At 59.5% G+C, this 10,932-nt stretch carries 10 protein-coding genes; 6 read left to right on the top strand and 4 right to left on the bottom strand.

What is annotated here, in order from left to right; genetic code table 11:
• The 5 genes from gspG to gspD form a co-directional block, all read left to right on the top strand.
• Positions 1–475, top strand: a 475-nt coding sequence (gene gspG, locus ABYT07_RS15310) for a type II secretion system major pseudopilin GspG (protein ID WP_372992909.1), incomplete at its 5' end; no start/stop codon positions are given.
• A complete protein-coding gene (locus ABYT07_RS15305) occupies positions 472–1,011 on the top strand; it encodes a type II secretion system protein (RefSeq protein WP_372992908.1) in 540 nt (179 codons plus the stop codon). The genes gspG and ABYT07_RS15305, both read left to right, overlap by 4 nt.
• Positions 1,008–1,391, top strand: a complete 384-nt coding sequence (gene gspI, locus ABYT07_RS15300; RefSeq protein WP_372992907.1) for a type II secretion system minor pseudopilin GspI — start codon at positions 1,008–1,010, stop codon at positions 1,389–1,391. Before ABYT07_RS15305 ends, gspI begins: the two co-directional genes overlap by 4 nt.
• An 8-nt stretch (positions 1,392–1,399) precedes the next feature.
• The gene (locus ABYT07_RS15295; protein WP_372992906.1) at positions 1,400–2,266 is read left to right on the top strand and encodes a type II secretion system protein N; all 867 of its coding nucleotides are present in this window, start codon (positions 1,400–1,402) and stop codon (positions 2,264–2,266) included.
• Positions 2,267–2,274: 8 nt separating this feature from the next.
• The gene (gene gspD / locus ABYT07_RS15290; protein WP_372992905.1) at positions 2,275–4,197 is read left to right on the top strand and encodes a type II secretion system secretin GspD; all 1,923 of its coding nucleotides are present in this window, start codon (positions 2,275–2,277) and stop codon (positions 4,195–4,197) included.
• Positions 4,198–4,845: 648 nt separating this feature from the next.
• Here the strand turns inward: gspD and ABYT07_RS15285 are convergent.
• A complete protein-coding gene (locus ABYT07_RS15285; protein WP_372992904.1) occupies positions 4,846–5,415 on the bottom strand; it encodes an ABC transporter ATP-binding protein in 570 nt (189 codons plus the stop codon).
• 54 nt (positions 5,416–5,469) lie between these two features.
• Here ABYT07_RS15285 and ABYT07_RS15280 point away from each other — a divergent pair, with 54 nt between their 5' ends.
• Positions 5,470–8,016: a hypothetical protein gene (locus ABYT07_RS15280; protein ID WP_372992903.1), complete on the top strand. Its 2,547-nt coding sequence runs from the start codon at positions 5,470–5,472 to the stop codon at positions 8,014–8,016.
• Positions 8,017–8,599: 583 nt separating this feature from the next.
• On the opposite strand, the gene ABYT07_RS15275 is transcribed toward ABYT07_RS15280, so the two are convergent.
• From ABYT07_RS15275 to ABYT07_RS15265, 3 genes are all read right to left on the bottom strand, one after another.
• Positions 8,600–9,385, bottom strand: coding sequence for an SDR family oxidoreductase (locus ABYT07_RS15275; RefSeq protein WP_372992902.1), 786 nt, complete (start codon positions 9,383–9,385; stop codon positions 8,600–8,602).
• A gap of 129 nt (positions 9,386–9,514) precedes the next feature.
• Positions 9,515–9,871 carry a VOC family protein gene (locus ABYT07_RS15270; protein WP_372992901.1) on the bottom strand — a complete coding sequence of 119 codons (357 nt, stop codon included), beginning with the start codon at positions 9,869–9,871 and terminating at the stop codon, positions 9,515–9,517.
• Between the two features lie 54 nt (positions 9,872–9,925).
• Complete coding sequence (locus tag ABYT07_RS15265; RefSeq protein WP_372992900.1) at positions 9,926–10,906, bottom strand: NAD(P)-dependent alcohol dehydrogenase; 981 nt, start codon at positions 10,904–10,906, stop codon at positions 9,926–9,928.
• Positions 10,907–10,932: the final 26 nt, after the last annotated feature.

The raw sequence follows: 10,932 nt of genomic DNA, 5'->3' as shown, positions 1-10,932 counted from the left end.
TCAGAGGGCTTCAGAAAAGCGGGGTGTTCATCGTCAGAGACGCCGGGCGGATTCAGGTGTGACGCTTATCGAAATGATGGTGGTATTGGTCATCATTGCGTTGGTCGCCGCGATGATTGTTCCCAATGTGATTGGCCGCCCGAACGAGGCGCGCGCCGCCGTCGCCAAGACCGACATCCGCGCCATTGCAAGCGCGCTTGAGCTTTATCGTCTGGACAACCGGGCCTATCCCACGACATCGCAAGGTCTTGGCGCGCTGGTGCGAAGACCGACATCACCCCCCGAACCGTCTAATTGGGTGCAGGGCGGGTATCTGCCTGAAGATCCGACAGACCCATGGGGCAATGCGTACCTGTACCGGTCACCGGGGGACACTGCGAATTTTGATCTGATATCGCTTGGGGCAGACGGTGCCATCGGCGGCACCGGCGTGGATGCCGACATCGCCAATACAGGCGCGTCGACAGGGGGATGAACCACAAACCCACCCCAAAGAAAATGCAGACAAAGCGCCATAAAGATGCGGGGATGACCCTCGTTGAAATTTTGGTCGTGCTGGCCATTATCGGCGTCATGGCATCTGTCTTGGGGCTTAGCGTTTCTGGCGGCGCGCGCAGTGCAAACGCTCTTGAGCGGGAAGCGACGCTTTTATCCGTCAGGCTGGAACGGGCCGCAGACAGTGCCGCGCTGAATGGAACGCCCGCGGGTTTTACGTGGCGGCCCGAGGGCTATTCCTTTGTCAGTCTGCAAGATGGGACCTGGGCCGCACATCCTGACGGCATCCTTGCTGCACCACATATGCTGGACCGCGCTGTGTCGCTTTCGGTGTTCGGCCAGCCGCACGGCCAATATCTGATCCGGTCCGATATGTTACCGTCGGTGACGAACCCTGACACCAACAGCCCCGTTCCCTTGCAAATTGCCTTTGTCAGCACAAAAGACACCTGGGAGGTGGTTTTCGACGGTGTGTCAGCGCAGTCTCGAAAACACCCGGACGGTGCACGACCGTGAGCGATCTGAAAAATAACGGCGAGGCCGGATTTACCCTTCTCGAAGTCTTGGTGGCACTTGCGGTGCTTGCCGTCGGGGCGGTGTCGCTTTTGACCGCGACCCAGACCCACATCACCCGCATATCGCAGATCGAGAACCGCACAGTCGCGAGATGGGTTGCTGACAATCGGTTGGCTGCATTGCGGATCGGCGTGCGACAGCCCGACGTCGTGGATATGCTTGGGCAACGATGGGACGTCGTTGTTACACGTATAGAAACACAAGACCCTGATCTGCAACGGGTTGATGTTGCCGTTGCTTTGTCGTCCGACAATCGCAACCTGTTCAAGCTGACAGGGTTTATCGACACCGCTGCCGGCGGTTTGGAGGTGCCTCAGTGAAGCCATTCGTGCGTTTTGTAATACCTGTTCTTGCAGTATGCGTCACAGCTTCGCTTGCCGTTGCGGCGGGGCAGGCATTCTGGCACGTGATGGGTGAAACATCCGAAAAGCCCGATGTGTTTGCTTTCGCTGACCAATCCGCCGCCCCTGCCCCTGTGCCCGTCGATCTGGTTCCGGCTTTTGCATTGGCCCCTTTCGGCAGCACCGCACAGGCACCGCAAACGACATCCACACCAGAAGCGACAACACTTGATCTGGCGCTGCGTGGCATCTTGCTGCAATCTGACCCCGCGCTTTCTTTTGCATTGATCGCGACAGATGGAACCACGCTGCGCTATGCATCAGGTGATAGCATCGCCGGCAAGGCGGTATTGATAGAGATAAACGACCGCCACGTCGTATTGGATGTTGACGGCACGCGCCAAATTCTAGGCTTTCCAAATGGGGACATGGCTGATCTGTCCATCGATCAGACCCCCGAAAATCCAACATCGCTTAGCAATCTGGATCGCTTGCAGGCCGCACTTTCTGTCGGCTCCGGTTCGATTGAAATCAAGGATCCTCCGCCACCTGAGACCACAGAAGACTATATCAGCATGTGGCGCGCACGCATCATTCGCAATCCCAATCAGGTTTTGGGCGAAATTGGTCTGCTTGCGACTGAAAAAGGCTATATCGTCGACGAAACTCACGATCCAGGCGTAAAACTTGCCGGCCTCAAGGCTGGCGACCGTGTTGCAAGAGTAAATGGGCAGACAGTGGGAAACATAGAGCAAGATCGCAAATTTTTCGATGATGTCGCGGCTTCGGGTGTGGCACGGTTAGAAGTTGTAAGAGGTGACAAGACCTTCGTCTTGTCTTTCCCGCTACGATGACCCGCCGTTTGCCCCTTTTGCTGGTGTTTGCCATTCTCGTGGCAATCGCCTTTGTTCGCCCCCAAATGGCACAGGCGCAAGAGACGTTCGTGATCAATCTGCGCGGGGCTGACATCAGCCTGCTGGCTGAACAGGTCTCGGACATTACCGAACGCACCCTTGTTCTGGATCCGAATCTGACCGGCGAAGTGACCGTTGTGTCAAAACAAGCGCTTGATAGCGAAGGGGTCTGGGCCCTGTTCCAGTCAATTTTGCGGGTTCGTGGGTTTGCAGCTGTTGAAACGGGGGCTGTCTGGCAGATCGTGCCCGAACTTGACGCGCGGACAAAAGGCAGCCCTAAAAAGCTCGACACCCCCGGCAGTCAGGACGTCGTGACCCGATTGCTGCGGCTAAACCGGTTGCCCTCTGCCGAAGCAGTGCGGGTCTTGCGCCCGCTGATCGACGAGGCCGGATATATCGAGGCGATCGAAGACCCTAACGCCATTGTTATTACCGATACGCTGGCGAACGTGGATCGCATCGTCGCCATTGCGACCACCTTTGACGGTGAGGCGGAAATGGAAGCAGAGGTGATCCGTTTCACCTATGCCGAAGCTGGCACCGTCGCCAACGCAATTTCCGAAGTGCTTGGGCCCGCGGGCACAGGGGCCCGCCTGTCGGTTGATGCAAGTTCGAACGTATTGTTGGTGCGCGGCACCCAGCGTGATATTTCGCAGATCAGAAGTCTGGCGCGGGCAATGGATACGTCGCCACGGGTCGCACAAAGCGAAACTGTAAGCACCTCGATTTACCGGCTTCAATTCGGAGAAGCGACCATTGTCGCTGATCTGGTTCGCAACACACTGACCGGATCCACGGACCTCACCAATCCTGTTGCCGCCAGTCTGGGGGAAGACCCCGAAAATCCTGACGCGCAACGCTTTGCCGTGGGCCCCGACGCTGCGCCGATTTCGCCTGTGTCGGTACAGGCCTCGATCGAGACAAATTCGGTCATTGTACGCGGCACGCAGCGGCAACTTGCCGAAGTTTCACAGCTGATCAAGGCGCTTGATGTACGACGCCCCCAAGTGATGATCGAAGCCGCAATCGTCGAAGTATCCGGCGACATCGCGGAACGCTTGGGCGTGCAGCTTGGTATTGGTGAAAACTCGCAAACCGGCGGGATCGCGGCCACGTCATTTGGCAACGGGGGTGGCGCGCTTCAGAACATTCTGGTCGCGTTGGGACAAAGCAATGCGTCTGCGCTTTCAACCGGACTTTCGGTCGGGTTGGCAACGGATAGTTTCGGCGCGCTGATCCAGGCCCTGAACACCTCAACAAGCGCCAACCTGCTTTCTACCCCTTCTGTCACCACGATGGACAATCAATCCGCCACAATCGTGGTTGGTCAGAACGTGCCCTTCCGGACCGGACGTTTGACAACCGACGGCGGGAACGTCGCCGAAGTGATCGAACGCGAAGATGTCGGGATCACCATGGTCGTCAAGCCACGCATCACAGCGGGCGGGGTTGTGCAGCTTGAGATCGAACAAGAAGTATCGTCGCTGACCAATCAGGCGGTTACCGGTGCGGCCGATCTTGTGACCAATCGGCGCGTTATCAACACCACCGTTCTGGCTGAAAACGGTGGGACAGTGGTTCTTGGCGGGCTGATCACAGATGACAGGCTGCAAAGCAATCAAAAGGTGCCGCTGCTGGGGGATGTTCCCGTTCTTGGCAATCTATTCAAAAGCCGCAGTGACAGCCGCAATAAACGCACGCTGTTTGTGTTTCTACGCCCGACGATCATGCTGACGCGGGCTGATCTGGAAAACGCCGCCGAAACGCGCTACCGCCGCGCCCAAAGTGCCGAAACAACGGTTCAGCCGCGCAGTCTTTTGAAGCAGGAAAAAGTCAGGAAGTTACCGCTGGAGATTGACGGGCTTTATTGAATCCTATTCTCGAAGCAATACTCAGCCACGGTGGCGATCGTATTATTTCTGTAAGAATGGCTGGTTCTGGGCACCTATCGCCAAAGCCGCATCTGAAACCTGATCAACAGGCCCAAAATCAGGCCGGTGCTAACGACGATGATTGCGGCGGGCAGGATGGCGACAATGGCGTACCCGTTGGGTGATACGGTTGCAGGCCTTTGTCCGGCGCGCAAGCGAAGCGACGGTCGGCAGCTCGATCTGGCCGACGGCCGCTATTAAATCCTGTGGCCCGACGACAGTTCCCGGCGGACCATGATTTTCAAAGATGGGCAACTCTTGCAGACATTCGACCAAGCGATCAGGGGCGCGCGGCTCAGCTCGGTTTTCGGAGAAAGGATGCATCCCGTTCACGCAACGTTGCGCATGCGCAGTGGTCTGGATTTCGCCGCCCAACAGGGTACCGCAGTTGAAGCGACCCGCCAGGGTAAGGTCTCCTTCAGCTGTGGGCCGGTAGCGACAGCTTTCACAACGGGCGGAAAACGCTTGTTGCATAGCTCCGGTAGATGGAAAAAATCAATCGCTGGCGGAACGGTCCAAATCAGTTCTGTACCAACATTGTGACTCAGTTAAATGGCCTCGTCCGTTTCAACATGTGCAGACCTACCGTCAGACCGCTTCCAAAGCAGCCGGTCCGTCAACGATCATCATCGGACAGCCCCGCGAACAGCGTTCTACCCGGCTGTCGATGCCATAAAGACGGCGGATCAGGTCGGGGGTCAACACTTCGAGGGTGGGACCGAAGGCAAGGGTGCGTCCGCCTCCCAACGCCATGGTCGCGGAGCAGCAGCGCATCACCTGATTCAGGTCGTGCAAGGCCAACACCATCACCGCTCCGGTTTCTTCGGCATAAAGGCGCAGCGACTCTAGCACCTCGTACTGGCGATTGAGGTCAAGCGCCGCGGTCGGCTCGTCCATGAGCACTACTTTGGGGCAGCTCACCAGCGTCTGCGCAATCGAAACCGCCTGCCGCTGCCCGCCGGACAGCTCTGCCAATTGCTGGTCTGCCAGATGGGTGATGTTGAAGCGGCGCACCGTTTCGTCCACGGCGCACAATTCTACGGCGTTCAAGCGCCAGCCGCCGGCACCTTGTTTCAATGCCAGAATGATCGTTTCATAGACCGTAGGGTACATGCCGACGGGTATGGTAATTTCACCATTGTGTCCCCGCCCCGTCATATCTCTGCCAAAAAGCTCGTCCAAACTTTACGCATCAAATCGGAAGGTTAAGTGATGCGCGGCTTGGTTCTTGTGGTCTTTATGCTCTTGGGCGGCATTGCTCACGCTCAGGAATACCGGACGGTGGAAGAACTGCATGCCGGACGGCAAGCGGCCATTGCCGCGCAAGAGGCACAGATCGCCCGGCGGTTTGACAACCAGCGCGCGCGGTATCGGCATGTTCGCGACATGGCGTTGGCACCAGAGGCTGGCGAAGATGTGGCACCCGCGCACCGCGCCCATGTCGACACCTTGAAAAACGGCTGCCGCGACGGCGATCTGGATGCCTGCATCGGGGTCGCGCAGGTCTTTGCCGCCGGACGGGTCGTGCCGCGCGATGTGCCATTGGCCGAGGCGATCTACTGGCTGGGCTGCGACGAGGGGCACGATGCGTCCTGCCGGTCGCTGGACAGGATCCACGAAGTGTCAACCCCCCTTCGCCACAGCGAGCTTGTTCCCAGCATATCGTGGCGCGAGGACCGCTGTGCGCAGGGCGAGGCCAAAGCCTGCGTGAATTTGTCCAAACTCTACGCGTACAGCCGTGATCAGTTGAATACCGTCCAATATCCCAGAGTACGCTGGGATCATGCCAATGCACTTTTGAGCCACGCCTGCATGCTTGTGACACGTGCCGCGTCAACACCTTTCGAGTGCAGCTCATTTAGTGACGTTCTCAGGAATCTCCCCGTGCTATCGGCATCTGAAATGGACGCACTGGAAGCAGGCTGTGCCAAGGGCATCGTGGTGGATTGCCTTGATCTGGCAATGGCTTTTGAAGCGGATGATCCGGGTCGCGCATTTTCCCTCTACGCCCTTTCCTGCCGGTTGGGGGGGCATGACGATTGCGGCAACGTTGCGTACGCATTGTTTACGGTTAGAACACAGCCAGAGTATCTACCACTGCTGATTGAGATGCACGAACTGATGTGCGCTGACGGCTCGCAGCCTGATTGTTACGCGCTGGCGGAGTTGCACCGCGAAGGCCCAGAGGACATCCGTGACCCGGGCAAAGCCCGCTATTGGTTGCGACAAACCTGCGACAAACGAGTTTGGTCGTATGCGGAATTTTCTGACGACTGCCAGCTGACCGAAAGCGAGGATTTCGACGTGCTCTCGGCAGCGTTTGATGCGTTGTTTTTGCCCGCCCTCCAGCCCCTTGTGACCCAGGCGCGTGAGGGCTGTGCCGCAGATGACGGCAACGCTTGTTACGACCTGGCCACCATCGCCCTGGCCTATCAGGGGGCACCATTCATGACTGTTGCGGTCCAAAGCCTGCGCGCGCGCGCCTGCGCCCTCGGGGTTGCAGATGCCTGCGGGCAGACCGAAGCAACATCCAGATATGCCAGCGCGCCACCACCCGATACGGCCTGCGCCAGCGGCGACGGCCAATCCTGTGCCAGAGCTATCGCAGCCGAGAAAACGCGCGCGCCACAAGATCGCCTGTCCGAACTGCTGGCGCGCTGTGCTGCGGGCAACGGGGCGGCCTGCGGACTGGTCGGCGGGCTGTATTCGGATCAGATATTGATTGATGGCAGCACGAAAGGGTGGTCTCCGGATAGGGATTTGCATCTTGCCGCTGATTTCTACCGCATGGGATGTGATCTGAACGATGGGCGATCCTGCCGCGGTCTGGCCGACATCGCCAAGCCCAAGAGCAATCCGACCCGCGCCGAACGCAGCCTTCAGGGCACGGCGCAGGAGGTGTTCGACGACTATGCCAAGGGGTGCCGGTTGGAAGACCCCGAATCCTGCTCGTATGCCGCAGGCCTGTCCGATGATCCGGACCAGACCTTCCGCTTGAGCTTGCAAGCCTGCCGTCTTGGCGACACGATCGTTGGCTGCGACGGCGTCTTATTTGCAGGCATACGACGCACACTGTCGAACCTGATCTCGCAACACGGCGCGCTTGCTGTTGCATTGATGCCCGACCTTGGGTTGGAAATGCCCCACGCGTCAGGAACTTTGCGTCGCCTGCAACGGGGGTGTGCGTCGGGGACGGCTGCGGATTGCATGGACCTTGCGGCGCTATATAACTTTCAAAGCTCGAACCTGCCTGCGATGCACTTCCAGATGCAACATTGGCAACTTGCAAATGCTGTCCATCGACAGGCCTGTGATCTGGGGCTGGGCGATGGCTGCGCAGAACTGGCAGATTGGGTGCGGGAGGATCTCGCCTCGGATCCCTTGGGCGAATACGGACTGAACAAGCTTGGCTGCGAGCATGGCTCCGCGCGCGCCTGTTATCAGGCTGGGGATCATTGGGACAAACATTCGCAAACGCCCGATCCCGCCATGGACCTACTTTTCACTGAAAAAGCCTGCAGGCTGGACGGTCGGTTGGACTGTCATCTTTTGGCGGGTATCCTCGGGGGCGATTCTGTTGCCGAGTATGATCAAAAGGTCCTCCGATGCCTCGGCGGCGAAGGAACCGGATGCAATCTCGCTGGCTACTACGCCAAATACGACAAGCGTATTCCCCGCGACATGCAACGGGCGTTGTATGAATACGGCTGTCAGCTTGGCTCAGACGATGCCTGCCAGGCCCGCGAATCCCTCCGGTGATATCGCGGCAAGCAATGAGGCACGTGGGCAAGGATGTGGTCATGACGGTCTGTCCGTCTCGGCTTGTCCTAAGCCGACGTCAGCATTACCGCCACATCGCCACCAGTGAAATCTGAGATAGGAATGCTCTGACAGCTTCAACTCTGTTCAACCGGTTGTGCGTTTCGTCGAACTATGGCCTCGCTCCAGCACTGAACTGTGGCTGCGTCGCGCGCCGCATCACAACTTAGGAAATCATCTTTAACGGCAGGAATAGGCCGAGCGCGTCAAGTAGGCGGATTTCGGTTCACGATTTTGCAAAGTGGTACTCCCTAAGCATAGCTACCGCAGGTGATCCGCGCAGCACCTCGCAAGATGGGCTCGCACTTCGTTTTCGCTGCAAGGCGGCATAGAACTTTTTGCTCCCGCCGAAATTTTTTGTGCTACGAGCGCATGCAGCGAGAAATTCAAATTCAAAGGTTGGGCGCGAAGCGGACTTGCGGTACCGCAGCGAAGAACGGGTATTGTTTGTCAGGCAGTCCATTGTTGCAGTGCAGTTCTGTCCGAAACGGTCGTTCGGGGCAGGATCAAGCCCGGTAAAATATCATTCTGTCTTCGGTGCAGCCGCCGATCCGGCGAGCAAGCCGCCGTCGATATTGAGTTCGGCCCCGGTCATGTAGGCCGCCTCATCCGAGGCCAGCATGACGGCGAGGGCGGCGACCTCGTCGGGATCGCCGAACCGGCGCAACGGTGTGTCTGCGACAAGAGCCGCCATGCGCGCCTCTCGGTCCGGGCCGGTACCCAGCATCGGCTCCCACATCGGGGTCAGGACGGCCGCGGGATGGATCGAGTTGCAGCGGATGTTCAACCCTTGCTCGGCGCAATAGAGCGCGACCGACTTCGTGTGGTTGCGCACGGCGGCCTTGGACGACGCATAGGCCGCCGCAGCCGGGATGCCCACGAGGCCCGAACGCGAGGAGATATTGATGATCGACCCTGCGCCCCGTTTGCGCATCGCACGGATCGCGTAGCGGCATCCCAAGAACGTCCCGTCAAGATTGACCGCATGCACCTCCCGCCAGTCTTCCAGGCTGGCATGTTCGGGGTCGTGGGGGCGCAGTGCCTCCTCGAAGCCGGTTACGCCCGCGTTGTTCACCACAACGTCGCATTCGGGCCAGATCTCGGCCAGGGCCTCCCATTCCTGCTCGGATGCCACGTCAAGGCGCATCGCCTCTCCGCCAATCTCGCGCGCGACATCGGCGGCGCTGCCCTCATCCTTGTCGGTCACCACGACAGTGGCACCTTCTCGGGCGAAGGCCCGCGCGATCGCGGCACCGATGCCGCGCCCCGCGCCGGTGACGATACAAGTCTTGGTGTTCAATCGGGGCATGGTTTTCCTTTCAGTCCAAGGTCTAGTCAACCTGCGGCACCATCAAGTCGCGATTTCCGCAGGCAGGTCCATCCAAAAGTAAGCGACCCAAGGATGGTGTCCAGACCGTTTCAACAGGTTTGGAAATGCCTAGTCGGACAGACACAACTTGTTGCCATCGAGGTCTCTCACATAGGCCGAAAATTTCGGCCCACGTTGATTTGGCGCGCCCTCGCAGGTGCCGCCAAGCTTAAGCGCCAAGGCATGGATCCGTTCAACCTCCTCCTTGGTGCCGACGCAAAAGCCGACCATTGTGCCATTTCCATGGGTCGCGGGCTTGTCGTCGAACGGCCTTGCAACGGCGAAGGCAAAACCCTCGCCGATCCAGTAGGTCATGCGCGCCGAGGGCGACATGCTCAAAAGCTCCTCGCCTTCGAAAAGAGCGTCGTAGAAGGCCCGGGATGCGTGGATGTCGTTCGTTCCGACGACAAAGTAGTTCATTTTCATGGTGGATTCTCCTGTTGAATGAGTGGTTCCGATGCTGACTGTGCTGCGCGCCTGTCACACCACGACGACATTGCCGCGCTTGTGCCCGGCCTCGACATAGATGTGCGCCTCGACGAGGTCGGCCAGCGGATAGATGCGGTCCATAACCGGCGCAAGACGGTGCTGATCGATCTTGGTCAGGATCTCGGACAGCATGGTCCGCAGGTGCTGCGGCTTTTCTAGGCCCACGGCCGCGAACAGGGCGCGTTTCCGGCCCACAAGGCCGGACAGCAGGATCGCGGGCAGGCACCCCAACGTCAGGACCGGGCACAGGTAGCGTCCCGCTTCGGCAAGCGCAGGCTTGGCGGCTGAGAAGGACGCCACGCCCAGTGTGTCAAAGATCACGTCATAAGCGGCACCGGGCCGCAAGGCATCCTCGGTGGCGTAGTCAATCACGCGTGTGGCCCCGAGCGACGCAATGAGGCTGGCGTTGCGCGCGCTGCTGGTGGCGGTCACCTCTGCGCCCATGTCGGCGGCGATCTGCACCGCAGCGCTGCCGAGGCTGCCGGCCCCGCCCAGGATCAGGACCCGGTCGCCGCTCTGGACCTGGCCGAGGTTGCGCAAGAAATGCCAGGACGTCAGCACGCCGTCACACAAGACCGCCGCATCCTCATGCGACAGCGCCTCCGGCTTGGGCATCAGAACACCTTCCTCGTCGAGGCAGATGTGGCTCGCATTGGCACCAAAGCGCATCCCGGCCTCGCCAAAGACCATATCGCCCGGCGCAAAGCGGCTGACCTTGTCGCCGACAGCGATCACCTCGCCCGACAGGCCTGTACCGGACAGCCCGTTGCGCGGACGCCTCAGGCCAAGGAAAGGGCGCGCGAACAGCGGCTCACCCTTGCGCATCATGCCGTCGGCCCGCGTCACGGCAGAGGCATGGATGCGGATCAGCACTTCTCTCGGGCCGGGCTGCGGCATCGGGAGCGTAACAGGAGTGAGGGTTTCGGGGCGGCCGTAGCGCGGGATGTGCCAGGCGGTGCGTGTCGCGTTCATCGGGAAACTCCGTGGTCTATGGGTGT

Origin of the sequence: Sulfitobacter sp. (assembly GCF_041552635.1) — a bacterium.
Lineage (GTDB): Bacteria > Pseudomonadota > Alphaproteobacteria > Rhodobacterales > Rhodobacteraceae > Sulfitobacter.
The sequence above is the reverse complement of the archived record's forward strand: the minus strand, read 5'-3'. Positions and strand labels throughout refer to the sequence as shown.

What these genes read in the sequence shown, in the direction of transcription:
- ABYT07_RS15305 (WP_372992908.1), top strand. Translation starts at nt 472, where the DNA reads ATGAACCACAAACCCACCCCAAAGAAAATGCAGACAAAGCGCCATAAA.
- ABYT07_RS15285 (WP_372992904.1), bottom strand. Translation starts at nt 5,415, where the DNA reads ATGACGGGGCGGGGACACAATGGTGAAATTACCATACCCGTCGGCATG.
- ABYT07_RS15280 (WP_372992903.1), top strand. Translation starts at nt 5,470, where the DNA reads ATGCGCGGCTTGGTTCTTGTGGTCTTTATGCTCTTGGGCGGCATTGCT.
- ABYT07_RS15275 (WP_372992902.1), bottom strand. Translation starts at nt 9,385, where the DNA reads ATGCCCCGATTGAACACCAAGACTTGTATCGTCACCGGCGCGGGGCGC.
- ABYT07_RS15270 (WP_372992901.1), bottom strand. Translation starts at nt 9,871, where the DNA reads ATGAAAATGAACTACTTTGTCGTCGGAACGAACGACATCCACGCATCC.
- ABYT07_RS15265 (WP_372992900.1), bottom strand. Translation starts at nt 10,906, where the DNA reads ATGAACGCGACACGCACCGCCTGGCACATCCCGCGCTACGGCCGCCCC.